Source organism: Runella sp. R0.1_18 (assembly GCF_057652155.1).
In genome coordinates, this window is the sequence record NZ_JBYFCK010000001.1 from 432,803 (window position 1) to 457,447 (window position 24,645).

Consider the following 24,645-nt stretch of genomic DNA (forward strand, 5'->3'; position numbering starts at 1 on the left):
AAATGATTCAGTTTATTGATATACAAAAATCGTTTGAAGGACGAATGGTATTGGGAGGTGTCTCAGGCACATTTAAGCCTGGCGACACCAGCCTTATCATTGGCGGTAGTGGTACGGGAAAAAGCGTTTTGCTCAAATGCTTGATTGGTCTTATTCGCCCCGACAACGGCCAAGTACTCTACAACGACCGCGATTTTTGGAACAGCGACGAAGAAGTACGAAAACAAGTTCGCCGCGAAATGGGGGTTTTGTTTCAGGGGGGAGCACTGTTTGATTCTAAAACAGTAGCACAAAACGTGCGTTTTCCGCTCGATATGCTCACCGACATGAGCGAAAGCGAGAAAAACGACCGCGTGATGGTTTGCCTTACTCGTGTAGGTCTCGATCATGCCGTTAATCGAATGCCTTCCGAAATTAGTGGGGGGATGAAAAAACGCGTCGGTATTGCTCGGGCGATTGTGATGAACCCTAAGTATTTGTTTTGCGACGAACCCAACTCGGGTCTTGACCCACTCACCTCGATTAAAATTGACGAGTTGATCAAGGAAATTACGGACGAATACAACATCACCACCGTCGTCATTACGCACGACATGAATTCTGTACTCGAAATTGGGGAGAAAGTAATGTTTCTCTACAAAGGCTATAAACTTTGGGAAGGCGACAACAACACCATTCTCCAAGCCGATGTTAAAGAGCTCAACGAGTTTGTCTTTGCCAGCAAGCGTTTACGAGAGATGGGGAGATAACGCAAACGCTTTCTTATAAATGGGTTTTCGGTAGGCAAACTGCGCCCACAACAACGGGTACATCAAATAGTCGGTTACCCACAAAGGCGTTTTAAATTCAATTTCGTCTGCAATGATTGTACCGCCTAATTCTTCACGGATGATTCGGTGGCGATGCCGCCAAAAGCGCAAGAAAAAAGGCAATTTTGTTCCCTCATCAACAAAATAAATCTCCGATTCGGACGACTGTTGCTCCGTAATCCGACTAATCCATTGCTGTTTAAAGAGGAGAAAATTCAGTTCTAATACTACCATATCGCCCGCCAGGCAACCATCAAACCGAACGACCCGCACGGGAGGAAACGGCGGACTAAGTTTGCGAAACAGTTCCTCATTAAACCCTTGCCAAACCACTTGGTAGGGCTGGCTTACATGCGTTTGAATCTGTAATTTCATACAGTATAAACTTCCTGCTCTGCAAAAAGTTTTAAAGTTTCAGAGTTCTTGGCAAACTATCACCAACTCTTGCAACTAGGAAAAATTTTGTAATTTTACCCAATGGAATACTGGAATGAGATAAACAACAAGCTTCAGCCTTGGATTGACACTGACTTAAACAAAACAGTAGTTGACCTATTTGCAGGTTGCGGTGGTTTGTCTTTGGGTTTTGAAGCCAACGGTTTCAAAACGATTGGCTTCGAAATGGACGCAAATGCCTCTCACACTTACAATCAAAATCTTCTAGGAGAATGTTTTATTGAGGCACTTACTCCTGAATCAACCTACCCTAAAGCAGACATTGTTATTGGTGGCCCCCCTTGTCAGCCGTTCAGCGTCGGCGGGAAACAACTTGGGTTAAAAGATGCAAGAGATGGTTTTCCCATTTTTCTCTCGGCCATTCGTCAGTTAGAGCCTGAAGTTCTTATGTTTGAAAACGTCCGTGGGATGTTATATAAAAACAAATGGTATTTAAAAGAAGTCATTGGTGAACTTGAACGGTTAGGCTATCATATTGACTATGCTCTTTTGAATGCAGTTAATTATGAGGTTCCTCAAAACAGGGAACGGGTCATTGTTATTGGCGCTAAAACCAGCATTAAGCTTCCTCCGCCAGTTGGGAGAACTATTACTGCAGGAGAAGCATTGGGAACGCTCGCTTATCAATTCGATGAAAAGTCTAAATTCTTTACTGAATCAATGGACAGATACGTTGCGAACTATGAAAAAGCGTCCAAATGTATTAATCCAAGAGACCTCTATCTCAATAAACCTGCCCGTACGCTAACCTGTAGAAATCTTGCTGGTGCTACTGGCGATATGCACCGCGTTCGATTAAACGACGGTCGCAGAAGAAGGTTGACTGTCCGAGAAGCTTCACGATTACAAAGTTTCCCCGACTGGTTTGAGTTTCAGGGAACAGAAACCCACCAGTTCAACCAAATAGGTAATGCGGTCGCCCCTAACTTTGCCTTTCATTTGGCCAAGAATATCAAAAAACATCTCAAAACAAAAGCAGCGAATGATGCACCTGTAAGTGAGTTTGGACAACTAAAATTATTCGAGAATGAAGCAATATATTAGTTCTGCTAGTTCAAAAACCTTCAATGAGAAACCAAGAGCAATTCAAGAACTTATCAATACTGCACTCTTTATTCTCGAAACTTTTGGAATTCCCATCGAAGGCACAGCACGACGGCTTGAAAGAATGGCCCTTGCTTTTTTAGCAACTGGAGATATTAAAACATTCAATGATATACCTAAAGCTAAAGATTTGACAACTGGGTTTTCACTCAAAACAAGAGAAATTATCCAGTACCTCAATCAGCATTTTAACGAAACTATAAGCCCTGGTTCCTACGACAATATCCGAAGACAAGACTTAAAATTGCTTACGATTGCTGGCATTGTCGTTCAGTCAAGCCCCAATTCAGCAACCAATGATTCTACCCGTGGCTACGCACTCAACCCGACCTATGCCGAATTAGTAAGAGATTTTGGCCAAGATGAATGGGAACAAAAAGTCGCCAACCAACTAAAAAATAACGAGGCTTTATCTCAAAAATTAAAACGAGAAAGACGTATCTCCAAAATAGAAGTTTCTCTTTCCACAGGGCAACAACTGGCCTTTTCGCCAGGAGAACATAATACATTACAGAAAGCTATAATCGAAGAATTTCTTCCTAGATATGGTTTTGGAGCAGAGCTTCTTTATGTTGGTGATAGCACCGACAAATACCTTTTTCTTGAAAAAGAGAAGTTGGCAAGACTAAAATTCTTTGAGATTTCTCATGAAGAACTTCCCGATATCATTGCGTATTCAAACAAAAAAAATTGGCTTTATCTAATCGAAGCCGTCCACTCATCTGGGCCTATTTCAGAAATTCGTCTTTTACAGCTTCAAAAACTGACCCAAAATTGCACGGCAGACATCGTTTATATCACTGCTTTTATGTCTCGACAAAAATTTAAGCAGTTTATGTCTGAAATAGCCTGGGAAACAGAAGTTTGGATTGCCGATAATCCTGACCATTTAGTCCATTTTAACGGCGACAAGTTTCTTGGGCCTCATAGCAAAGAGTAATTTTGTAGTGCTCCACCTCTTATTATCCAGATAAATAATACAAGTTTTCGACCATTACTGACACTATGCTTACCGTTTACGGCATCCCTAACTGCGACACCATCAAAAAAACGCTCAATTGGCTCAAATCCAATCAAATGGAATTCTTATTCCATGATTATAAAAAGCAAGGAATTTCGCGCGAAACGATTGAAAATTGGCTCTCTCAAACCGATTGGACAAAGTTGGTAAATAAAGCAGGGACTACCTTCAAAGCCCTTTCTGATGAGCAAAAAGCGGCTATTGTCGATTCGCAAAGTGCCCTTGAATTGATGCTCGAAAAACCTTCGTTGATTAAACGTCCCGTGATTGAAAACAGTGGAAAAATCGTAAAAATTGGTTGGAAACCCGAGGGATTATGAGAATCCTCACTGTTTTTGGCACCCGCCCCGAGGCCATCAAAATGGCCATGCTTGTTCGTCAGCTCCGCTACCACCCTCATTTTGAGCATAAATTATGCGTAACAGGGCAGCATCGCCACATGCTCGACCAAGTGCTCGAATTGTTTGAGCTAACGCCTGATTTTGATCTAAATATCATGCAAACGGGACAGGATTTGACCGATGTCACGTGTCGAATCCTCACGGGGTTGCGTACGCTTTTCCAGTCGTATCGCCCCGACCTCGTGCTCGTACACGGCGATACCACTACTTGCATGGCTACGTCGTTGGCAGCTTTTTACGCTGGCATTAAAATAGGCCACGTTGAGGCAGGACTACGCACGGGGAATTTGCAATCCCCTTTTCCTGAAGAAGCCAATCGGCTCATCACCGACCGCCTCGCCAACTATTATTTTGCCCCTACAGACCGCAACGTAGAAGCTTTGTTGCGTGAAGGTGTTGCCCCAAACATCATTATCAAAACAGGAAATACCGTCATCGACGCGCTCCTGCACGTCAGCAAACAAGTGGAAGGTTTTTCGGAACGGGTATCGAACGACTTGAAGCAGCTTTTTTCTACCAATCGCAAGATTTTATTGGTCACAGGACACCGTCGCGAAAACTTCGGCGAAGGTTTTATTCAAATATGTGAAGCTTTGCGTGAACTTGCGCAACGGTATCCCAATTTAGAAATTGTTTACCCAGTGCATCTCAATCCCAACGTCCAGAAACCCGTGTACGAACGCTTAGGAGACTTACCAAATGTACACCTACCCGCTCCCATGGATTACGCCGATTTTGTGTATGCCATGAAAAAAAGTTGGGTCATCCTGACCGATTCAGGCGGCGTACAAGAAGAAGCTCCGAGTTTGGGCAAACCCGTGCTGGTCATGCGCGACACCACCGAGCGCCCTGAGGCCGTCGAGGCGGGAACGGTTCGGCTCGTGGGAGCCAATCGCGCTACGATCACCCAAGCCGTTACTGAGCTTTGGACACAAGCATCTGTCTATCAAGCAATGTCAGAAGCCAACAACCCCTACGGTGATGGTTTGGCGAGTCAACGAATTATTGATTTTTTGGAAAGTATTGTCGGTTAGAGTTAAATACTCATAAATGATCTCGTCGGTTATGAGTAACCGACGACACAGTAGAGTAACCGACTACACTACTAACGCCCTTCTTTGGGCAAAGGGATTTCTCCTGTTTGGGCGTAGTTGATCAACCATTCTTTTTTAGAACCCTGAATCGTAAGGAAAAAATCGTAAATGGGCTTCATATCCTTCACGAAATCGCCCGTAGGATAAATAACATCGCCAAAAACCACTGCTTTTCGTGGATAATCAAACCCTACCAAAATAATGGGCACGTTGGCTTTTAGGGCCATGTAATAAAAGCCCGTTTTTAGTTTTGACACATTGCTGCGTGTCCCTTCGGGAGCAATGGCAATGTGGATTGTTTCGTTTTCTTGAAACGTAGCCGCTACCGCCTCCACCAAGTTATTGTTTTTTGTACGATCCACAGGATACCCGCCAAGCCCGCGAAATAGCCAGCCAGAATACCACTTAAACAATGCACTTTTTCCGAGGTAGCCAATTTTGAGATTTATGTACGCTCTCACGCCTACTCCTACAAAAAAATCCCAATTGTACCAATGCGGACACACAAGCCATATCCCTTTTTTTAGTTCGGTGGGAGCATGTCCTATTGTGCGCCAGCCAACTAGCCGATAAAGTAGTCCAAAAAGCCAATTCATGAAGCGTAAAAGGTTAGGTTTTTCTCAAATGTAACGACCACCTGCGTTTTCAGCAACATTTCTTCTCTTTTTTAAGAAAAGGAAACGATATTGTATTTTATGCGTTACAATAGGTAATGAACCACTCTTTTCTATTTAGATGAATATGCAAGGAATTACCAAACGTTCTCTGTTAAAAGATGCTGTTTTAATCACAGCAGGTATTTTTAGCGCGGGACTTGGCCTCAAAGGTTTTTTACTTTCGAGCCACTTTATTGATGGAGGTGTTACGGGCATTTCTATGCTTCTTTCATCCGTCCTAAAAGTCCCCTTGGCTGTTCTTATTCCTATCATCAACCTACCATTTATTTTAATGGGATACCGTCAAATCGGTTTAGCGTTTGCCATCAAAAGTACCTTTGCCATTACGGGTTTGTCCATCTGCCTAGCTTTTATTCACTTCCCCGATGTAACTCCCGACTTGTTACTCACCTCAGTATTTGGTGGTTTTTTTATTGGGGCGGGTATTGGGTTAGCCATGCGAGGAGGTGCTGTTTTGGACGGTACCGAAGTAGCGGCGTTGCTTGTGAGCCGTCGAAACTCTACGGTTCGTGTCGGCGACGTGATTTTAGGAATGAACATTCTCATTTTTGCAACCGCCGCCTACTTTTTGGGTGTTGACATTGCCCTTTACTCCATGCTGACCTACTTTACCGCCTCCAAAACCGTCGATTATTTGATACATGGTATCGAAGAATACACAGCCGTCTGGATTGTTTCTGACCACCACGAAGCCATCCGAGAAATGATTACGAACAAACTCCACAAAGGCGTCACGGTCTTAAACAGCGAGAAAGGCTTTGGAAAACGTGGACTTCAAAACCAAGAGACTAAAGTACTCTACTCGGTCGTTACTCGACTAGAAGTCAGCCGTTTACGAGATGCCATTTCAGAAATAGACCCGCAGGCTTTTGTCGTACAACACGGAATTGACGATGCCCGAGGGGGTATTGTAAAAGAAAGGGCATTGCACTAATGTGCAACGCCCTTTAAAATTATTCTCTAAACCACCCTTTCTCAGCGGTCTTCGTACATTCCTTCGTAGTATTTTTGATAATTACCCGACGTTACATTGTCGAGCCATTCTTGGTTATCTAAGTACCACTGAACCGTTTTTTCAAGCCCTTGCTCAAACGTCACCGACGGCTTCCAGCCCAGCTCGTTCATTAACTTTGCAGGGTCAATGGCGTATCGCAAATCGTGGCCGGCACGGTCAGTCACGTACGTAATTAATTGCGCCGACGCCCCTTCTTCACGGCCTAGTTTTTGGTCCATGATGTTACACAGCAAATGCACCAAATCAATATTTTTCCACTCGTTGCAGCCGCCAATATTATACGTTTCACCGTTAACCCCATGGTGAAAAATGACATCAATTGCCCGCGCATGGTCTTCTACGTACAACCAATCACGCACATTTTCGCCTTTTCCATACACTGGCAGGGGTTTGTGGTGACGAATGTTATTAATCATCAACGGAATCAACTTCTCTGGAAAGTGATTAGGACCGTAGTTGTTTGAGCAGTTTGAAATTACTACTGGAAGTTTGTACGTATTCTGGTACGCTCTCACAAAATGGTCAGACGAGGCTTTTGAAGCCGAATAAGGCGACCGAGGGTCGTACTTGGTCGTTTCTACAAAAAACTCGTTGGGGTCATGAAGTTCTCCATAGACCTCGTCAGTCGAAACATGATAAAAGCGGCGTCCTTCTTCTTTTCCTTTCCAGCTCTGACGAGCTGCGTTTAGCAAGTTGACCGTTCCGATGACATTGGTGATTACAAAAGCCATCGGGTCAGAAATTGACCTGTCCACGTGCGACTCTGCCGCCAAGTGAATAACCCCTGTAAAATCATTGTCTTTGAATAGGTTATCAATAAATACCGCATCGGTGATATCGCCTTTGACAAAACGGTAATTGGGGGCATTTTCAATGTCTGTAAGATTGGCGAGGTTTCCTGCGTACGTCAGTGCATCGAGATTCACAATCTGATACGCTGGGTATTCGGTCACAAAACGGCGCACTACGTGCGACCCAATAAAACCTGCTCCGCCTGTAATAAGGATAGTTTGCATAAAATGTGTTTTCCGTTAAACAGTTGCGTTATCTGCGGCCAACGCTTGTTGCCAGCGCCAAGCATCCCGAAGTGATTCTTCGAGCGTTTTTTCAGCTTTCCACCCCATCACATTGTGCGACTTATCTACCTGAGCGTAAATTTGCTCAATGTCGCCCGCACGACGAGGCCCGATTGCATAATTTAGCTTAATGTTATTTACTTGCTCAAACGTCTGAATCAAACGAAGCACCGTTACGCCTTCGCCCGTTCCTACGTTAAACACATCGTAAAAATTCTCTTCTTCGGTTTTTGCCAAAAGCTCAAGCGCTTTTACGTGTGCTTTTGCCAAGTCAACCACGTGGATAAAGTCACGGATACAAGTACCGTCGGGCGTGTTGTAGTCGTCCCCAAATACCGTTAATTTTTCGCGTAAACCTGCCGCGGCTTGCGTCAAATAAGGGACCAAATTGCTTGGTACGCCGCGCGGCAATTCCCCAATTTGCGCCGATTCGTGCGCACCCACTGGATTAAAATAGCGCAATGAAATGGCTTTAAGACCCGTTTTTGAGATCACCACGTCCCGAATAATATCTTCGCAGATACGCTTGGTATTGCCGTACGGAGAAGCCGCTTCTTGGCGAGGTGTTTCTTCCGTCACAGGTAGCACGTCAGGTTGTCCATACACTGTACACGACGAAGAAAATACAAAGCTTTTTACGCCAAACTCCTGCATTACTTTCAACATCGCAAGCGTAGAGCCTAGGTTGTTTTGGTAATACATCAATGGCTTTTCCACCGACTCTCCTACAGCTTTACTTGCCGCAAAATGAATCACGCCATCGAATTTTTCTTTTTCAAATATTTGCCGCAGCGCTGTTTCATCATTGCAATCGGCGCTGTATGACACAACAGCCTTCCCAATAATAGATTCTAGCCTGCTAAGTACTTTTTCTTCTGAGTTACTGAAGTCATCAATGATAACTGGCTCAAAACCTGACTGATGCAGTTCAACAACCGTATGAGAGCCAATAAAACCAGCTCCTCCTGTGACCAATATTTTCATGTAAAGTGTAGAAAATTGAATGACAAAACTATAAAATTTGGGCACTGAAAAAAAAATGTTTTTCTTTAACGCAAACTTCACTGACATTGCTCCATGACAGAACAAGAAATCAAAGCGCTGGTTTCGCTTCTCGACGACGACGACAAAGAGGTGTTGCAGTTGGTTGAAAAAGAAATTAGACAGCAAAGAGAGATTATCATTCCTTATTTAGAGAATGAGTGGGAAGGTGCGGGCTTTAACCCAAAAATTCAGCGCCGCATCGAAGAACTAGTGCACGAGCTTCAGTTTGAAGTCTTGCTTGAACGCCTGTCCACTTGGCACCACGGCGGAGCAATTGACTTACTTGAAGGGCTCTGGGTAATTGCTACCTACCAATATCCTGATTTGTCGCTGGAAAGCCTCCGAAGCGACTTTGAACAGTTTTATTACGAAACATGGCTTGAGTTTAAAGAAGACATGCACCCGATTGATCAAATTCGAGCCTTGAATCACGTCTTTTTTTCAAAGCTAAAGTTTGGTTCAAACACCAAAAATTTCCACGCGGCAAGCAACTCGATGATCAACATCGTGTTGGAATCCCGTAAGGGGAATCCCATTACCTTGTGTTGTATTTACATGATTGTGGCCCAGCGCCTCAATATGCCCGTTTACGGGGTTAATTTACCGAACCTTTTTGTACTTACCTACAAAAAGGACGCAGTGCAGTTTTATATCAATGTCTTTAACAAGGGCTTGGTGTTTATGCGCTCCGACATTGACCATTACATTGCGCAGCTCAACCTCAAGTCCAACGATTCGTTTTATCAGCCTTGTTCTAACCTCGACATCTTGCGTCGGGTTCTTCGTAACCTTACGCTCGCATTTGAAAAAACGGGCGATAGCGATAAAGTAAAAGAAATTGAGCGAATGTCAGCAGTATTGCAAGAACCGATTGAGGAGTAAAAGAACGGCCTATTACACCGCCAACACCCCCAAAAAATCGTCCACCTGAAAACGGTATAGACGGTATTGTTGGCGTGGTAGTGGGGTATGAATGGGAAAAATTTCGCCCGTAAAAAAGTCGTTTTCGTCGGTAAAAGAGTGAACGAAAATTTCCTCTTTAAAACTCAAATTTCGAGTGCCGTGCAATTTATACAATGCTTCTTTGGCACACCAGTACGTGCAAAGGCGCGCTAGTTGCTCGCCCGCATGGGTCGTTTCTGAATCCGAAAGGAATTTGGGCGCCACGCGGGCGAGCTTAGGCGCGACTCGTTCTAAGTCAACGCCAATGGATACTGACGGGTGCAAGGCTACCACCACAAACCGCGCCGTGTGGGTAAGTGAAATCTCCGCTACGGCATTGTTCAAAAACGGTTTTCCAAAATTGTCTTTCCGCATTCCTGTATAAATACGCCCACTGGCTTCGACAATCGACTGCATCGCTCGTCTCCCTGTGAGCCATTCCAGTCGTTTTTGTGGGTGCGAAATGGTGTCGTATTCTGCCCATTCTTCGGCAGTGGCCACAAGTCCTTCTTTCAATTCTTCGATAGGCTCAGAAATCTCCCAAATCAGGAGCAAACATTCATCAAAAATAGTCCACTGACGAACGATAGGCATAGATGCAATCTTTTGGTGTAACTTTGCACAAAAATACGGGCGTTTAGAGTTTTATGCTTCAAGTAACTAAAATAGACACATTTTCTGGTCACCGCGACTGCGTGTATGCCGTTCAACCTTCGGCGGAAGACAAGCATTTTTATTCAGCAGGTGGCGATGGACTCGTTGTCAAGTGGGACCTAACCCGTCCCGACTGGGGGGATGTGGTAGCACAAGTGCCTGCATCCGTCTATGCTTTGGCATTTGACACAACCCAAAATCAGCTGTGGGTAGGGCAAAACTACGAAGGGGTTCAGGTCATTGACCCACTCGAAAAACGCGTTGTCGCTTCAGCACAACTGACCACAGCCGCTATTTTTGACATTGTTTTTTTTGAAAACCAAGCGTTTCTGGCCCTTTCAGACGGCGTTGTTATCGTAATGGACCGCCAAGCCTTTGCCGTTCGTAAACATATCAAAGCCAGTCAGCAATCGGTCCGATCTATCGCCATTAACGCCCTCACCCGCGAAATAGCCATCGGTTACAGCGATAACTGCATCCGCGTGTTTGGTATCGACGAGCTAGACTTACGACACACTTGGGAAGCCCATACCAATTCCGTTTTTTCAGTTTGCTTCTCGCCCGACGGCCGCTATTTGTTATCGGGAAGCCGCGACGCGCACTTGAAAATCTGGGACGTAACCAATGGCTACGCACTTCATCAAGACATTGTTGCTCACCTTTTCGCCATCAATCACCTTACTTTTAGCCCCGACCAAAGGTTGTTTGCTTCCTGTAGTATGGATAAATCCATTAAGATTTGGGACGCGACTACTTTCCGACTTCTCAAAGTGATTGACCGTGCTCGTCATGCAGGTCACGGTACTTCCATCAATAAACTCCTTTGGACGTCTTTTAACAATCAACTCATTTCAGCCAGCGACGATCGTCGAATTTCGGTCTGGGACATAAAGACCAACTAAACAGCCATGCGTAAATTTTTTGATTTATTTTTACAAGCTCTCAAAGGAGAAGAGCACGAATATACTTCGGGAAGTATCAATCGCGCCATTTTTCTACTATCAGTACCCATGATTTTAGAAATGGTCATGGAATCTCTTTTTGCGGTTGTCGATATTTTCTTTGTATCTAAAGTCAACACCGACGCCGTTGCAACGGTAGGACTTACCGAATCTGTCTTGACGCTTGTTTACTCCGTGGCCATTGGCCTTAGTACGGCTGCGACCGCCATCGTATCGCGACGTATCGGAGAAAAACAACAGGCCGAAGCAGGCCATGCCGCAGCGCAGGTTATTTTGGTATCCGTGATATTAGGCGTCGTGATTGGGCTTGGCGGCTTTTTTGGGGCAGAAACCATCTTACGTGCCATGGGTGGCAGCGAAAAACTCATCGCCTCAGGCGCCAATTTCACCCGAATTATCTTTGCCAGTAGCCCGGCTATTATTTTGCTTTACACCCTTAGCGGCGTTTTACGGGGTGGCGGAGATGCCGCCGTAGCCATGCGCTCGCTCTGGATTGCCAACGGCGTCAATATGCTGCTTTGCCCACTTTTTATCTTTGGCTGGGGGCCTGTTCCTGCATTTGGAGTAGCGGGCTCGGCCATGGCCACCACCATAGGCCGTAGTCTTGGGGTTCTGTACCAATTATATGCTTTGACCAAGGGTAATGGGGTTGTCAAAGTACTTTCATCACAACTCAAAGCCGATTTTACTATTATTCGTAACCTTATCAGTGTTTCGGCAGGCGGTACGGGCCAATTCCTTATTGCCTCTGCCAGTTGGGTATTCCTGACGCGTATTTTGTCAGACTTCGGCCCTCAAATTGTGGCAGGTTATACCATCGCCATTCGCGTTATTGTGTTTACCATTTTACCTTCGTGGGGCATGGCCAATGCCGCCGCCACTTTGGTAGGGCAAAACCTTGGCGCAAACAAACCCGAACGCGCCGAAACCTCGGTTTGGCGAGCTGCCTTCTTCAACTTTGTATTTTTGGCCGTTGTTGCTGTTATATTTTTTGTCTTTTCGGCAAACATTATTAGCTGGTTCAACGACGACCCCACCACGGTAGCCACGGGCGTCAACTGCCTACGAATCATTTGTTTTGGGTATTTATTTTTTGCTTATGGGATGGTTATCAGCCAGTCGTTCAACGGCGCAGGCGATACCCTAACCCCTACGCTCATGAACTTAGTTTGCTTTTGGGCTATCGAAATACCCCTTGCTTATTTCTTAGCAAAATACCTCGATTTAGGCCCCAACGGCGTGTATATTTCTGTCGCATTCAGCGAGTCAATGCTTGCTGTGGTAGGGATTCTCCTTTTTAGACGCGGAAAGTGGAAAACCAAGAAGGTATAGCCTCAAGGTTTATCCTTTTGATTACCTGATAATTTCCTCTAACTTTGCAGGCCATTTTTAAGTGCGAATGAAAGAACAGATAGACCGTACTAGACTTCCTCAACATATAGCCATCGTGATGGATGGCAACGGCCGCTGGGCCAAGCAGCGCGGTGCCATGCGGGTGTTTGGGCACAGAAACGCTATTAAAGCCGTACGCGAAGCCACCGAAGGCTGCGCCGAATTGGGCGTTAAGTACCTGACGTTGTATGCGTTTTCGACCGAAAACTGGGGGCGACCTGAAGCCGAAGTAAGGGCCTTGATGGAACTATTGGTGCATACCATTGCTGATGAATTGCCAACATTGCAAAAAAACGATGTCAAGCTTGACACCATTGGCGACACAGCTAGTTTGCCTAAATCTTGCCAAAAAGAACTAGCGCAAGCCATAGAAAAAACGAAGCATAACACAGGCCTTAATCTGATTTTGGCCTTAGGATATAGTGGCAAATGGGACATTATCCAAACCACCCAACGTTTAGCGCAACAAGTGAGAGACGGTTCGTTGAGGTCAGAAGACATTACCGAAGACTTATTTAACCAAACGCTCTCGACCTATCCCCGCCCCGATGTTGACCTGATGCTACGCACAGGAGGCGACCACCGCATCAGTAATTTCTTGTTGTGGCAGTTGGCCTATGCCGAGCTTTACTTCTACGACGAGGTCTTTTGGCCAGACTTCCGCCGAGAGCATTTACATGAGGCCATTTTGTCGTTTCAACAACGAGAAAGACGTTTTGGTAAAACCAGTGAACAGATTGTGACCGAAGCGAAATAAACCCCTTCTTTTGCCGTTATAAGAAAATGGGAAAGAACAGTGTATCTATGAAAAAATTCAACCAACTTATCCGTCTCGTTAGCTTTTTTGGTATTTTCGTCATGACAACCGTATGCCTTCATGCGCAGCAGCTGGGCCTAGGGCGAAACACCCCTGCAACTACGTCTGCTCCGAAAGACGAAGCTATCAACTATGCGGAACCTAAAGACTATGTTGTTGCCGAAATTATTGTCACTGGCAACCAATTTTTGGACCCTAACTCGATGATTTCAATGTCGGGATTGAGAGTAGGCGACAAAATCAAAGTTCCTGGCGATGCCATCAATGGAGCCATTAAAAAATTGATGGACCAAAAGATTTTGGAAGATGTCGAAATCTTAGCTCGTAAAATCGAAGGCGAACAAATCTGGTTAGAGATTCGCATTAAGGAGCAATCGCGTCTTTTCAAAGTCGAATTTGACGGCATTCGGAAGGGGGAAAAAGAGTCTCTTAATGATAAGATCAAGCTTCCCAAAGGGCGTATCATCTCTAACACGATGATTAAAAACACCCAATTGGCCGTAAAACGCTATTTTATCGACAAAGGCTTCATGAACGTGAAGGTCAGAATCACCCAGATTTCGGATTCTACTCGCGGAAATGCAACCCTCAAAATCCTCGTCACCAAAGGCGCAAAAGTGAAGATTCGTCAAATTGTGTTTAATGGTCGTCAAGAGATATTGGAAGGAAAACTCCGCAACAAACTGAAGGGGACAAAACAAATGCGTTTTGGCCGCCTTTTTACGCCTTCAAAATTCATTCCTAAGAAATACGAAGAAGACAAAGAGAAAGTCCTCGAACTCTATAACAAAAACGGGTTCCGTGATGCGACCATTATCTCCGATTCCATTATTCACAACCCAGGAGAAAAAACCATTGATGTGGTGTTGAACATCGAAGAAGGCCCTCGCTACTACATCCGTGATATTACTTGGCAAGGCAACTACCTTCGTACGACCGAACAACTTAGCAAGGTGTTTGGCCTTAAAAAAGGAGATGTTTATAACCCTGAAGAAATCCAGAAACGCCTTGAAGCCAACCCAGGCCAAGACGTGAGCTCGTTGTACATGGATGATGGTTATTTGTACTACAACTGCCGCGCCATCGAAAAAGCCGTTGAAGGGGATTCTATCGACCTTGAGATGCGCATTTTTGAAGGGAAACAAGCGACCATCAACAAGATTATTTTGAATGGTAATACCAAGACCAGCGACCACGTTGTACTTCGCGAATTGTTTACGTTGCCTGGCCAAAAATTTAGCAAAACGGAAATCATCAATACCCAACGTCAGTTGTCTCAGTTAGGGTATTTTGATGCTGAAAAAATTGGGATTAACCCTGTCCCTCACCCAGAAGATGGAACAGTGGACATTGAATATACCGTAGAAGAAAAACCAAGTGACCAAATTGAACTTTCAGGAGGCTGGGGTGGCTACATTGGATTCGTAGGTACTTTAGGGCTTGTGTTCAACAACTTCTCTACCAAAAACATTACCAACCTCAAAGCATGGAAACCACTTCCATCGGGCGACGGGCAAAAGCTTTCTGTACGTTTCCAAGCAAGTGGTCGTCAGTTCCAGACATATACGCTTAGTTTCTCAGAACCGTGGTTGGGTGGTAAAAAACCTGTCAACTTTGGAATTAACTTGAGCCACACGGTATATCGTACAGTTGACTATAACAACCTCTACACTCGTTCAACAAGCGGGCTAACATTTTTGGGTTCTTACAAAAATACAGGTGTTACCATTTCTCTTGGCAAGCGCCTTAAAATACCTGATCGTTACTTCGTATTAAGTACCGCACTTTCATACCAAAGATATAGAATGGACAGCCTTGACTTATTTGGTATTGGCTATCCAAACGGGGTTTCAAACAACGTAACCTTGAACTTAACACTATCGCGGAATACGATTGACAACCCTCAGTTCCCGCGCGGAGGTTCGTCGTTCTCGTTGAGTGGCACTTTTACGCCGCCTTACTCCGCCATCACAGGAAACACGTCTTTCTCAACAAAAGAAGCACAGTACAAATGGGTAGAGTACCACAAGTGGATGTTTGATGCGACATGGTACCAAACCATAGCAGGCAAACTCGTATTAAGCACCCGTGCTCACCTTGGTTTCTTGGGTAGATACAACCAAAACTTATCCATCAGTCCATTTGAACGCTTTGTACTCGGAGGCTCGGGATTGGCGGGTTATGGTATGTTTGCTTTGGCCCAAGACATCATCGGTTTGAGAGGATACACCGACCGCTCGCTTGTACCTATCTACAACCGACTTAGTACAGTTGATGCCTCACAAAGTACCAGCACCACTACAAGCAGTGTAAGTAGTCTTGGAGGAGTTGCCTATAGCAAATACGTGATGGAATTACGTTATCCCCTTTCGCTTAATCCATCGGCGACCATCTTTGGTTTGGTGTTTGCAGAAGCAGGAAACAACTGGGGCACCGACCAACCTCAAAAGAAATACAAAGACTACAACCCATTTGATTTGAAACGTTCGGCAGGGGTTGGGGCACGTATCTTCATGCCAGCCTTTGGTTTGATTGGTATTGACTGGGCGTACGGGTTTGACCCACTACCAGGGCAAACAAATCGCAGTGGCCCTCAATTCCACTTCACGATTGGACAACAAATTCGCTAGAAAAGACATAGACCGAATGGAGTAGGCAAATTATCGCCTACTCCACCAACAAAATCCAAGCATCTACAATGAAAACCCGTAGGCTTTTACTAATTTTGCAATTCGTCTTGGTAACCTACTCATTATCAGCCCAAAAATGGGGATATATGGATATGGAGTATGTCACGAGCAAAATGCCTGAATACCAAAAAGCACAAACTGAGCTTGATAAGTTTTCGGAACGTTGGGCAAAAGAAATTCAAGATAAATATACCGAAATAGACCGCCTACAGCGGCTTTATCAGGCAGAAGAAGTACTTTTGACCGACGAAATGAAACGCAAACGTCAGCAGGAAATCGCTGATAAAGAGCGCGAAGCCAAAGATTATAACAACAAAATTTTTGGATTTGAAGGGATGTTGTTTCAAAAGAAAAAAGAAATCATCAAGCCCATCACCGATCAGGTTTATAAAGCAGTAGAACGCGTATGTCGTCAGCGGAGGTTGGATATACTACTTGACAAATCAAGCGATTTTGTCATTATCTATTCTAATCCAGTACATGACTATACTGATTATGTTATCGAAGAGCTTGGTTTAGGTACCGAAGAAAAAGAAAAAAATACTAAACCAGCGACTAATAGCGTTAATACGCCAACAACAAAAACACCAGCAACAAATACCCCAGCTAATAAAGTAACCAAACCAAAACAGTAGATAAAAATGAAACGTACATTGACTGTAGCCTTCCTTGCGATTATTGCTTTAGTGAGTTTTGAAAGCAAAGCACAACAGGCTACGAACAAAATCGGTTGGACCAACGTGGACTACGTAATGACGTTGTTACCTGACTATAAAAAAATTGAGAACGAGCTTACGATTCAGCAACAGCAAATTGAAAAAGCCATGCAAGAGAAATCGAAAGAGTTCGAAGACAAATACAAGGCTTATCAACAAAACGCTGCCAAATGGTCTGAAATCATTCGTGCAGATAAAGAAAAAGAATTGAACCGCCTTCAAACGGACTTCCAAGATTTTCAACGTAATTCTCAAGAGTCATTGCAGAAAAAGCAACAACAATTGCTTCAACCTGTGATGGTGAAAATCCAAGGAGCTATCGACGCAGTTGGTAAAGAGAACGGCTACACGTATATCTTCAACATGGATGCAGGGGCTAACACAACTCCTATCATCTTGTTTGCAGGTTCGGAAGAATTGAACGTTAGCAACTTGATTTTGAAAAAATTGGGTGTTGACCCTGCGGAAGTTGAAAAACAACAAAAAGCCGCAGCAGAAGCAGCAGTTCAGCAATTGCAGCAAAAAACAGGTGGTGCAACTACCCCTGCTACGCAGCCTGCCAACAAACCAGCGACTCAAACTCCTGCTAATCCAGTAAAGAAAAACTAAGACATTTTTGTCTGACACAAAAAAGGGAACCGCACGATGCGGTTCCCTTTTTTATTTTTAAAAGCCTACAAATGTTGCGCCTCTACCGAGGCTATTTTGAATTACTCTAGCCTACAAATGTTGCGCCTCTACCGAGGCTATTTTGAATTACTCTAGAACTTTTACTTTACTACTTAAAAGATGAATAGGCTGTCAAAATGCCTCCTCTGGAGCAATGAATAACGGCTTTATATTTTAATACCCTATCAATTGATAAACTTGGAAAGTCTTTTCGGCTAATAACTAGGGCAACTCCTCTAAAATCGAAAAGCGAGAGAATACTCTCCCGCTTTTCGATTCGTTTTTTATTTTCTTTTTAGCAATAAAACCTCACTCAATACCTCATCGACCAAAATGGATTACGTTGCGCTTTCATGCTTTCGGCAATGTGCTTTTGAATCATTTGATTGTAGTCGGCTACTTTGATTTTCTTGCCTTTCATTTTGGGTAAAGCAAGCTCTTTTTGTACGTTTTTAAGCTCCACTTTCTGGGCCGAAACCACTACGTCTCCGTCGTTAATATCTAGTTCCAAAATCAAACCAGGCAAACCAAAATAACGCTCAGGCCCCGCAGCCACAGGAATATCTTGCGCAAACCAAGCCGTAATCTTCTGGTTTTTAACAGGATCAAACGTCTCCGCTTTCATACAAATATAACCCGCAACGTCTTTGATTTGGTTTTGCACCCGCCAATTATACGTTACAAGTGAGTCTTCCATCAGGTAAGTTTTGCCCAACATTTCGTGGTGCTCAATGAGCTTGTTCGCATCAAAATTACGGTGAATTAGGTAATCGTCTTGCCGCCACGACCATTGCCCATCTTCGCTTTGGCCTTGGTCACTGAAATAGGTATAAAGACTTTGCTTTTCGTCAAAATACAACTTCATTTTTACGCCATACCCGTCTTCATTTCCCCACGTAAGTTTCATGCGGTCTTTTTCTTCTTTGCTCAAAAACGTCAGTCGGGCATTGATTTTGGTCCAGTAGCTTTTGTGTTCGTACGTGACCATCCCTTGGGTCGATTGGGCATACACACTGTTGGCTATCCACAACAGACCCACTACTAAAAAGTTCAATCTATTTTTCATGTCTTTATAGCGATTATCTTGTTTGGTTGGATTAACGATTAATTAAAAGAAACCTCCACGGCGTTTGAGGGTGGTATTCATTCCACGCATGTTGTAGGTAAAGGTAAGCATTCCGTAACGAGCCAAGGTCTGTACTTTTTCTTGCGAAACAAAGTTTTGGTTGGCAAACTGACTTATTCCCAAGTTTTTGTTAAACACGTCATACACCGACAAACGAAGCTCCGCCTTTTTGGCTTTACCCAAAATCTTGTAAATCGACGCATTCATAATCGGCAAACGTTGGTCAAGGTTGAAACGGTTGTTGACATAAATACGATAATCAAGGTTCGAGTTAATGAAGAAATCTTTTGGCAACTTAATGTTCATCGTACCTCCATAAGTATGGTTGATGATTTTCATGTTTTGCGACGTATTTACCGAGAAACGAGAGTTGGTAACGCCCCAGTTAGCATTGGCAAAAAACGTAAAGTTGTCGCTAGGCGTCAAGTCCAAACGCATTCCAAAACGATAGCTGTCGTTGTTGGTTTGGTTAAGTACTCCGTTGATGTAAGTCAAGTTACGGCTAAAATTAGGGTTCGCATTTACACTAAGATTACTTTTTGTTTTCTTCAACGGGAAACCAAAGTTCATCCAAGCACCCACACTCTGTCCACCAGAAATATTGGTAGGGGTAGTGACGGTCACCAACGTTCTTGGATCAACTTGCTGATTGTAAATGATTTGATTGACATTGTATGAATAAAACAAGTTGAAGCCCAAGTTCGTGAAGCTCGCAGGATTAAACATGTTGTAGCCAAAATTAATGTTATGATTGACCGAAGGAAGTAAGTCGGGATTTCCCTGACGGATATACAGCGGATTGCTATTGTCAATGACAGGTTGTAAATCACGAACGTTTGGCTGGTTCACACTTACATCATATTCCGACCAGAGATAACGGTTGTTTTTGAGGTCATAGTTGAGAGAGGCGTTGGGCAACCACGCTACAAACGTACGATTTACGTTGATGAATGAACTTGGATTTTGACCCAATGCAAATTTACCATCCAACCCAAAGCGTTGTACGGCTAGTCCTCCCGAAACATTAAACCCTTTGTAAGAGTAGCGGAGCGATGACCCAATTCGCGCGTATGTAATGTCATTTTTAAAGTAACTACTCAAAGTATCAACGGGGATTCTTCTTCCACTTTCTTGGGCCAAATCAAAGGCATCACGGTCAACAAAATTTCCACGGCGGCTTAGGTTTAAGAATGTTTCCCAAAATACCCGTTTCGACACTGGTTCCACAAACAACAAACTTGATTTTAGCTCATTTACTTGACTATTGGTATTGTTGGTCAAATCAAGTGCTCTCCGAATCACATCATTGGCGGTGTTGGCTGAGTAAAATAAGTTCAATGAATTTTGGTCTGCAATTCCATCATTTTGAACGTACCCGTAAGAACCACTGGCTGCGAAGTTCCGCCCTTTTTTACTCTTGGCCTTCCAGCGGTAAATAAGGGTATTGGAAGTTTCCATTTTGTCAACGTCCGTAGCGTTTTTAATGGTCGTTTCGTTCGACTTAAAGTTACCTGCTTGAAAATACTGCTGAAGACTATTGAGGCTGGTGTTTCCGCCATTGAGGCGGCTATTGTTGGTAAAAATAATGGTGTTAGTTGAGTCAATCATTTGCTCATAACGGAAAGCCAAACGGTGGTTTCCGATGAAATTGATTTGGCTACTTTCTTCTTGTGACTTGAACGACCCGTTGGTCAAGAAGTTTTCACGACTACGAACTGCGTCCAATACTTGGCGCGTAGAATTATAATAGTAACTCGAATTTACTTTGGTTTTCTTACCGTTGTAATTGTAGTTAATACCAGCGGCAACGTTGTTGGAATAACCTTGTCCTCTACCTCCACCAACGGGGATATTGAGTCCGCCGTCGTCATCTCCGCCAATTATGAAGAAGCGGCCACCACCGCCACCAAAGCCAAAGTCGCCGTTGTCGTTCCAGTTATTAAACGAACCACTTCCTCTAAAATCTTGGTAATCATCCCATGACATCCCCGTCTGGTTGGTGTTATTGGTCAAGCCAATGAGTGAGAATTGGTTTTTATCATCAAACTTATTGTAGTTTCCTTTTAATTCTCCGCGTGCTCCTCGGGAATTATTTCCATCAGCTCCTACGCCAGCCGTCACCTTCCCGAATCCGCCTTTTTTAAATCCGTCCTTTAATTCAAGGTTGACCGTTTTTTCTTTTTTACCGTCATCCACTCCCGTTACTTTTGCTTGTTCCGATTTATCGTTAAAAATCTGAACTTTGGTAATGGCTTCCGCTGGAAGGTTTTTAGTAGCCATTTTAGGGTCATCGCCAAAGAAACGTTTTCCATCGACGGTTACTTTCCGTACTTGCTGGCCTTGGGCAACGATGTTTCCGTCTTGGTCAATCTGAACCCCTGGTAATTTCCGAAGTAAATCTTCTACCGTTGACCCAGGTGGGACTTTAAACGAAGCGGCGTTGTACTCAATCGTATCCCCTTTGATACTGAGTGGCGCACGGGCGGTTTTGACTACTACTTCAAACAATTCTTTGGTAATTGCTTTCATTTCTAAAGTACCAAGGTCAATGAGCTCTTTGTCACCAAACACGATGTCTTTTTGAAAAGGGATATACCCTACGAATGAAACCTTGAGCAAATAATCGCCTTTTTTGACGTTACGAAGCAAAAACACACCTTTGTCATTGGAACGTGTAAAATTGACCAAAGATGAATCTTTTCGCTGCAACAGCATGACTGTTGCCGAACCTAGTGGTCCTGAGGATGTATCAGCAGTGATACCTTGGATTTGGAAACGTGTGGGAGCTTGGGCGCACGCAAACAACGCACTAAGGCACATAAGTGCCCCGAGGAGAAGTTTCTTCATGGCTGTTTAGGTTATAAATGTGTTTAAAAATGGTTAGAAAATGGCTATAACAATACAAACGTACTATTCGGTTAGTTTATTACCTAACAATACAAAGAAAATTTTATATTAAAGTTTGTTAAATCTAGTGGAGGACTCTCACTGAAGTGTACTCGACCTTATTGAAAAGGTTACGTTTACCGCGAAAAAAAAACAGCGGGCCGAAATTTCGACCCGCTGTTATGTAATCACCATCCTCTGTTACGCTGCCCGTTCCGACCGTAGTCGTCGTAGGTAGAGCGTTCATTGTCTCGCTTTTCGTGGGTAATCTCACGATTAAGTGCGTATAAGTCTTCTTGAAGTTCACGGCGTTCGCGTATATCTAGCACGCGGTCGCGCCAGAAAATTTGTTCTTTACGTTCGATACGTTCTACATCACGCATTAAGTTTTTGGCTTCACGTGACGTGATAGAGCCTTGCGCAATGCCATCGGCAATTCGGCGGCGAGCTTCACGTTGAAAATCATCAACACGATCGCCCATATTTCCTCTTCCTCCCCGATTGTCATATCCACGGTCATCGCGGCGATTGTCATAGCGGTCGTCATAACGACGATCGCGGTTATTGTTGTTTCCCCATTGTGCATTGGCACCGATAGAAACTAAAATCATGGCTGCGGCAAACACTAACTTTTTCATGGCTTTTAATTGGTTTATGTGAACGGTTATTTTTCGTTATTTTACTCTTAGAACGCTAAAAACGACGAAGGTTTATAATGGCTTGGTTAATGATTGTTAACACCATTTTTAAAAGATTTTAGTAACTTGCTACACCAAGATACAAAGTGCCTTCAATGTTCATTTTTATGGATTTTTGGGGCTTTTTGTGGCTTTTTTTAAGTTTAATGGCTCATCCAAACTTATAGCTTAACCTAAACTCTTTTCCATCATCAATCAAACAACCTCCATGCAAAAAAACTTGCTCATTGGGAGTCTGCTGTGCGCCTCCACACTGACCTTCGCCCAAAAAAACATCTCGGGGTTTTCGGCTTCAAACCAGTCGAAACAAGAAAAAATTGAACAAGAGTACCGTACAAAACAGTCGGCCGAGCGTTTTAAAACCCACTTACATAAACTAACAAGTGTACCACACTTGGCAGGAACTCCTGAAAACGAAAAAGTACGCGACTACATCGCCGATGTTATGCGTAAGGCAGGCTTGCAAGTGGAAATTTTTCCGCATGATATTTATTTATCAAAAAGCCCAGGCGAAAGCCTCGTTGAGGTAGTAGAACCCGTACGACTTCCACTCAACAATCGCGAGTATATTGTAAAAGAAGATAAGTATTCGAGTGACCCGCGCCTCACGCCTGGCTGGAACTCGTATTCTGGCTCTGGTGACGTGACAACCGAGGTTGTGTATGCCAACTATGGACGCAAAGAAGATTTTGAACAGCTGAAAGCCATGGGCGTTTCGGTCAAAGGAAAAATTGTATTGGCACGTTACGGTGGAAACTTCCGTGGCTACAAAGCCAAACACGCCGAAGCAGCAGGTGCAGCAGGCGTCATTATCTACACCGACCCTGCTGATAATGGCTATACCAAAGGCATTACGTTTCCTGAAGGTTCTCAGTCAAACGACAACACCATCCAACGGGGGTCGTTATTGACCGTCGATTATACAGGAGATCCGCTGACGCCCTTTGAACCTGCTCTCCCACTCGATGGGCCTAAAAAAGTAAAACGCCTTGACCCCAAAGACGCCGCTTTCCATAAAATCCCCGTGACGCCATTGCCTTGGGGCTCGGCCGTTGAAATTCTCAAAAGAATGACGGGCAAAGGTGTCCCTACGAGTTGGCAGGGCGGTCTGCCGCTGGCATATCGCTTAGAAGGTGGCCCAGAACTCAAAGTGCGACTCAAGGTAAAACAAGACAAAGAGTTTGTCAGAATTTATGAAGTAGTGGGTACGCTCACAGGTAGCGAATTTCCTGACGAGTGGATTATCGCGGGTTGTCACTACGATGCTTGGTCTTTTGGATCTACCGATCCCAACAGCGGTACGGCCATGCTTTTGACCCTTGCTGAGTCGTTGGGTAAAATGCCCCAAAAGCCAAAACGTACCATTAAGATTTGTCACTGGGATGCCGAAGAACACGGCGTGATTGGCTCGGCAGAATGGGTAGAGCAAATGCGCGACGAATTGAGTGCCAAAGCCGTTGCCTACATGAACTATGACGCGGCGGTATCAGGGAAAATTTTCGGCGGAAGTGCTTCTCCTTCGCTCAAAAAACTACTTATTGAGGCTTCTCAAGCCGTCGAATACCCCGATTCTAATAAAACTGTTTATGAACATTGGATGGCTCAAAAAGGCGGCCGCCGTGGTAGTACTACCAACGTGGGTGGTTCGGCTCCCGTATTAGCCGATAGCGAACCTAGCATTGGCAACTTAGGCGGAGGCTCCGACCACATTGCGTTTTATATGCACGCAGGTATCCCGTCGTTGAGCGCGGGCGTAGGCGGCCCTACCTTGTACCACTCCCAGTATGATGACCTATTTTTCTACAACAAATTTGTGGACTCTACCTATAAAATGGGGCCAATGGTAGAACAAGTAGTAGGAACAATGTCGTTGCGTTTGGCCAATGCCGACATTTTGCCTTACGACGTTTCTAGGTATGCCACCGACTTGGCGACGCACCTCAAAACCGCTGAGAAAGCCATCAAAGCTTATTCTCCGTCGTACTCAATAGATAAGTTGTTGGCACAAGTGGAAACGTTGAAACAAAACGCTCAAAACTACGAAAGCCGCATCAAAACACTTTTGGCCGCCGACCAAATCGACAAAGCCAAAGTGGTGGCTATCAACAAAGAATTACGGGATTTGGAAAAAGCCTTTATCGACCCTAAAGGCATGGCGTATGGTTCATGGTACCGTTCGTTGTATGCCTCGTCTGACCCATACAGTGGGTATGCGTCTTGGATGTTACCCGCTTTCCAGTACGAAGCATCGTTGAAGTCAACGGCCAATTTGCCTGATTTGGAAGCTCGCCACGCGAAAGCGATTGATACGCTCAACACCAAAATTGTGGCCATCAACCAACAATTAGGCGGTGCAAGTGGCTCATTAGGCGGAGGGAAAAATTAGAAGGTGTGAG

At 44.3% G+C, this 24,645-nt stretch carries 22 protein-coding genes; 14 read left to right on the forward strand and 8 right to left on the reverse strand.

Annotation, left to right across the window (positions count from 1 at the left end):
• The first annotated feature begins 2 nt into the window (after nt 1-2).
• Nucleotides 3-749 carry an ABC transporter ATP-binding protein gene (locus AC23P2_RS01870; protein ID WP_028524031.1) on the forward strand — a complete coding sequence of 249 codons (747 nt, stop codon included), beginning with the start codon at nt 3-5 and terminating at the stop codon, nt 747-749.
• Here AC23P2_RS01870 and AC23P2_RS01875 read toward each other — a convergent pair.
• Nucleotides 729-1,184, reverse strand: coding sequence for an SRPBCC family protein (locus tag AC23P2_RS01875; RefSeq protein WP_487771613.1), 456 nt, complete (start codon nt 1,182-1,184; stop codon nt 729-731). The genes AC23P2_RS01870 and AC23P2_RS01875 overlap by 21 nt on opposite strands.
• Before the next feature lie 102 nt (nt 1,185-1,286).
• Here AC23P2_RS01875 and AC23P2_RS01880 point away from each other — a divergent pair, with 102 nt between their 5' ends.
• The 4 genes from AC23P2_RS01880 (at nt 1,287) to wecB (ending at nt 4,825) form a co-directional block, all read left to right on the forward strand.
• Nucleotides 1,287-2,309 carry a DNA cytosine methyltransferase gene (locus tag AC23P2_RS01880; protein WP_487771614.1) on the forward strand — a complete coding sequence of 341 codons (1,023 nt, stop codon included), beginning with the start codon at nt 1,287-1,289 and terminating at the stop codon, nt 2,307-2,309.
• Nucleotides 2,293-3,309: a BsuBI/PstI family type II restriction endonuclease gene (locus AC23P2_RS01885; RefSeq protein ID WP_487771615.1), complete on the forward strand. Its 1,017-nt coding sequence runs from the start codon at nt 2,293-2,295 to the stop codon at nt 3,307-3,309. The genes AC23P2_RS01880 and AC23P2_RS01885 overlap by 17 nt, the downstream gene beginning before the upstream one ends.
• A gap of 65 nt (nt 3,310-3,374) precedes the next feature.
• Nucleotides 3,375-3,710, forward strand: a complete 336-nt coding sequence (locus AC23P2_RS01890) for an arsenate reductase (protein ID WP_487771616.1) — start codon at nt 3,375-3,377, stop codon at nt 3,708-3,710.
• Complete coding sequence (gene wecB, locus AC23P2_RS01895) at nt 3,707-4,825, forward strand: non-hydrolyzing UDP-N-acetylglucosamine 2-epimerase (protein WP_487771617.1); 1,119 nt, start codon at nt 3,707-3,709, stop codon at nt 4,823-4,825. The genes AC23P2_RS01890 and wecB overlap by 4 nt, the downstream gene beginning before the upstream one ends.
• A 71-nt stretch (nt 4,826-4,896) precedes the next feature.
• Here the strand turns inward: wecB and AC23P2_RS01900 are convergent, their stop codons facing one another.
• Complete coding sequence (locus AC23P2_RS01900) at nt 4,897-5,481, reverse strand: 1-acyl-sn-glycerol-3-phosphate acyltransferase (protein ID WP_487771618.1); 585 nt, start codon at nt 5,479-5,481, stop codon at nt 4,897-4,899.
• Between the two features lie 145 nt (nt 5,482-5,626).
• Between AC23P2_RS01900 and AC23P2_RS01905 the strand changes: the two genes are divergently transcribed.
• Nucleotides 5,627-6,496, forward strand: coding sequence for a YitT family protein (locus AC23P2_RS01905; protein WP_487771787.1), 870 nt, complete (start codon nt 5,627-5,629; stop codon nt 6,494-6,496).
• A gap of 41 nt (nt 6,497-6,537) precedes the next feature.
• Here the strand turns inward: AC23P2_RS01905 and rfbB are convergent, their stop codons facing one another.
• Together rfbB and galE are read right to left on the reverse strand one after the other, a co-directional pair.
• Nucleotides 6,538-7,593: a dTDP-glucose 4,6-dehydratase gene (rfbB, locus tag AC23P2_RS01910; RefSeq protein WP_487771619.1), complete on the reverse strand. Its 1,056-nt coding sequence runs from the start codon at nt 7,591-7,593 to the stop codon at nt 6,538-6,540.
• Between the two features lie 15 nt (nt 7,594-7,608).
• On the reverse strand, nt 7,609-8,637 hold the full coding sequence (galE, locus tag AC23P2_RS01915) for a UDP-glucose 4-epimerase GalE (RefSeq protein WP_487771620.1): 1,029 nt from the start codon (nt 8,635-8,637) through the stop codon (nt 7,609-7,611).
• A 93-nt stretch (nt 8,638-8,730) separates the two neighbouring features.
• On the opposite strand from galE, the gene AC23P2_RS01920 reads away from it, so the two are divergent.
• On the forward strand, nt 8,731-9,579 hold the full coding sequence (locus tag AC23P2_RS01920; protein ID WP_183972216.1) for a transglutaminase-like domain-containing protein: 849 nt from the start codon (nt 8,731-8,733) through the stop codon (nt 9,577-9,579).
• Between the two features lie 12 nt (nt 9,580-9,591).
• On the opposite strand, the gene AC23P2_RS01925 is transcribed toward AC23P2_RS01920, so the two are convergent.
• The gene (locus AC23P2_RS01925; protein WP_487771621.1) at nt 9,592-10,233 is read right to left on the reverse strand and encodes a 4'-phosphopantetheinyl transferase family protein; all 642 of its coding nucleotides are present in this window, start codon (nt 10,231-10,233) and stop codon (nt 9,592-9,594) included.
• A gap of 53 nt (nt 10,234-10,286) precedes the next feature.
• Here AC23P2_RS01925 and AC23P2_RS01930 point away from each other — a divergent pair, with 53 nt between their 5' ends.
• From AC23P2_RS01930 to AC23P2_RS01955, 6 genes are all read left to right on the forward strand, one after another.
• The gene (locus AC23P2_RS01930) at nt 10,287-11,195 is read left to right on the forward strand and encodes a WD40 repeat domain-containing protein (RefSeq protein ID WP_487771622.1); all 909 of its coding nucleotides are present in this window, start codon (nt 10,287-10,289) and stop codon (nt 11,193-11,195) included.
• 6 nt (nt 11,196-11,201) lie between these two features.
• On the forward strand, nt 11,202-12,587 hold the full coding sequence (locus AC23P2_RS01935; RefSeq protein ID WP_487771623.1) for an MATE family efflux transporter: 1,386 nt from the start codon (nt 11,202-11,204) through the stop codon (nt 12,585-12,587).
• A gap of 67 nt (nt 12,588-12,654) precedes the next feature.
• Nucleotides 12,655-13,404, forward strand: a complete 750-nt coding sequence (gene uppS, locus AC23P2_RS01940) for an undecaprenyl pyrophosphate synthase (protein WP_487771624.1) — start codon at nt 12,655-12,657, stop codon at nt 13,402-13,404.
• A 47-nt stretch (nt 13,405-13,451) separates the two neighbouring features.
• On the forward strand, nt 13,452-16,094 hold the full coding sequence (gene bamA / locus AC23P2_RS01945) for an outer membrane protein assembly factor BamA (RefSeq protein ID WP_487771625.1): 2,643 nt from the start codon (nt 13,452-13,454) through the stop codon (nt 16,092-16,094).
• A gap of 68 nt (nt 16,095-16,162) precedes the next feature.
• Nucleotides 16,163-16,789, forward strand: a complete 627-nt coding sequence (locus AC23P2_RS01950; protein ID WP_487771626.1) for an OmpH/Skp family outer membrane protein — start codon at nt 16,163-16,165, stop codon at nt 16,787-16,789.
• Nucleotides 16,790-16,795: 6 nt separating this feature from the next.
• The gene (locus AC23P2_RS01955) at nt 16,796-17,479 is read left to right on the forward strand and encodes an OmpH/Skp family outer membrane protein (RefSeq protein ID WP_487771627.1); all 684 of its coding nucleotides are present in this window, start codon (nt 16,796-16,798) and stop codon (nt 17,477-17,479) included.
• 373 nt (nt 17,480-17,852) lie between these two features.
• Here AC23P2_RS01955 and AC23P2_RS01960 read toward each other — a convergent pair whose 3' ends face one another.
• The 3 genes from AC23P2_RS01960 to AC23P2_RS01970 all read right to left on the reverse strand — a co-directional run bounded on the left by AC23P2_RS01960 (nt 17,853) and on the right by AC23P2_RS01970 (nt 22,189).
• Nucleotides 17,853-18,605, reverse strand: a complete 753-nt coding sequence (locus AC23P2_RS01960) for a GLPGLI family protein (RefSeq protein WP_487771628.1) — start codon at nt 18,603-18,605, stop codon at nt 17,853-17,855.
• Nucleotides 18,606-18,647: 42 nt separating this feature from the next.
• On the reverse strand, nt 18,648-21,512 hold the full coding sequence (locus AC23P2_RS01965) for an outer membrane beta-barrel protein (RefSeq protein WP_487771629.1): 2,865 nt from the start codon (nt 21,510-21,512) through the stop codon (nt 18,648-18,650).
• Nucleotides 21,513-21,739: 227 nt separating this feature from the next.
• Nucleotides 21,740-22,189, reverse strand: a complete 450-nt coding sequence (locus AC23P2_RS01970) for a hypothetical protein (RefSeq protein ID WP_487771630.1) — start codon at nt 22,187-22,189, stop codon at nt 21,740-21,742.
• Between the two features lie 268 nt (nt 22,190-22,457).
• Here AC23P2_RS01970 and AC23P2_RS01975 point away from each other — a divergent pair, with 268 nt between their 5' ends.
• Nucleotides 22,458-24,635, forward strand: coding sequence for a M28 family peptidase (locus tag AC23P2_RS01975; protein WP_487771631.1), 2,178 nt, complete (start codon nt 22,458-22,460; stop codon nt 24,633-24,635).
• Nucleotides 24,636-24,645: the final 10 nt, after the last annotated feature.

What these genes read in the sequence shown, in the direction of transcription:
- AC23P2_RS01875 (WP_487771613.1), bottom strand. Translation starts at nt 1,184, where the DNA reads ATGAAATTACAGATTCAAACGCATGTAAGCCAGCCCTACCAAGTGGTT.
- AC23P2_RS01975 (WP_487771631.1), top strand. Translation starts at nt 22,458, where the DNA reads ATGCAAAAAAACTTGCTCATTGGGAGTCTGCTGTGCGCCTCCACACTG.
- wecB (WP_487771617.1), top strand. Translation starts at nt 3,707, where the DNA reads ATGAGAATCCTCACTGTTTTTGGCACCCGCCCCGAGGCCATCAAAATG.
- AC23P2_RS01900 (WP_487771618.1), bottom strand. Translation starts at nt 5,481, where the DNA reads ATGAATTGGCTTTTTGGACTACTTTATCGGCTAGTTGGCTGGCGCACA.
- AC23P2_RS01885 (WP_487771615.1), top strand. Translation starts at nt 2,293, where the DNA reads ATGAAGCAATATATTAGTTCTGCTAGTTCAAAAACCTTCAATGAGAAA.
- AC23P2_RS01965 (WP_487771629.1), bottom strand. Translation starts at nt 21,512, where the DNA reads ATGAAGAAACTTCTCCTCGGGGCACTTATGTGCCTTAGTGCGTTGTTT.
- uppS (WP_487771624.1), top strand. Translation starts at nt 12,655, where the DNA reads ATGAAAGAACAGATAGACCGTACTAGACTTCCTCAACATATAGCCATC.
- AC23P2_RS01920 (WP_183972216.1), top strand. Translation starts at nt 8,731, where the DNA reads ATGACAGAACAAGAAATCAAAGCGCTGGTTTCGCTTCTCGACGACGAC.
- AC23P2_RS01955 (WP_487771627.1), top strand. Translation starts at nt 16,796, where the DNA reads ATGAAACGTACATTGACTGTAGCCTTCCTTGCGATTATTGCTTTAGTG.
- AC23P2_RS01960 (WP_487771628.1), bottom strand. Translation starts at nt 18,605, where the DNA reads ATGAAAAATAGATTGAACTTTTTAGTAGTGGGTCTGTTGTGGATAGCC.
- AC23P2_RS01880 (WP_487771614.1), top strand. Translation starts at nt 1,287, where the DNA reads ATGGAATACTGGAATGAGATAAACAACAAGCTTCAGCCTTGGATTGAC.
- AC23P2_RS01890 (WP_487771616.1), top strand. Translation starts at nt 3,375, where the DNA reads ATGCTTACCGTTTACGGCATCCCTAACTGCGACACCATCAAAAAAACG.
- AC23P2_RS01950 (WP_487771626.1), top strand. Translation starts at nt 16,163, where the DNA reads ATGAAAACCCGTAGGCTTTTACTAATTTTGCAATTCGTCTTGGTAACC.
- bamA (WP_487771625.1), top strand. Translation starts at nt 13,452, where the DNA reads ATGAAAAAATTCAACCAACTTATCCGTCTCGTTAGCTTTTTTGGTATT.
- AC23P2_RS01905 (WP_487771787.1), top strand. Translation starts at nt 5,627, where the DNA reads ATGCAAGGAATTACCAAACGTTCTCTGTTAAAAGATGCTGTTTTAATC.
- AC23P2_RS01935 (WP_487771623.1), top strand. Translation starts at nt 11,202, where the DNA reads ATGCGTAAATTTTTTGATTTATTTTTACAAGCTCTCAAAGGAGAAGAG.
- AC23P2_RS01970 (WP_487771630.1), bottom strand. Translation starts at nt 22,189, where the DNA reads ATGAAAAAGTTAGTGTTTGCCGCAGCCATGATTTTAGTTTCTATCGGT.
- galE (WP_487771620.1), bottom strand. Translation starts at nt 8,637, where the DNA reads ATGAAAATATTGGTCACAGGAGGAGCTGGTTTTATTGGCTCTCATACG.
- AC23P2_RS01925 (WP_487771621.1), bottom strand. Translation starts at nt 10,233, where the DNA reads ATGCCTATCGTTCGTCAGTGGACTATTTTTGATGAATGTTTGCTCCTG.
- AC23P2_RS01870 (WP_028524031.1), top strand. Translation starts at nt 3, where the DNA reads ATGATTCAGTTTATTGATATACAAAAATCGTTTGAAGGACGAATGGTA.
- rfbB (WP_487771619.1), bottom strand. Translation starts at nt 7,593, where the DNA reads ATGCAAACTATCCTTATTACAGGCGGAGCAGGTTTTATTGGGTCGCAC.
- AC23P2_RS01930 (WP_487771622.1), top strand. Translation starts at nt 10,287, where the DNA reads ATGCTTCAAGTAACTAAAATAGACACATTTTCTGGTCACCGCGACTGC.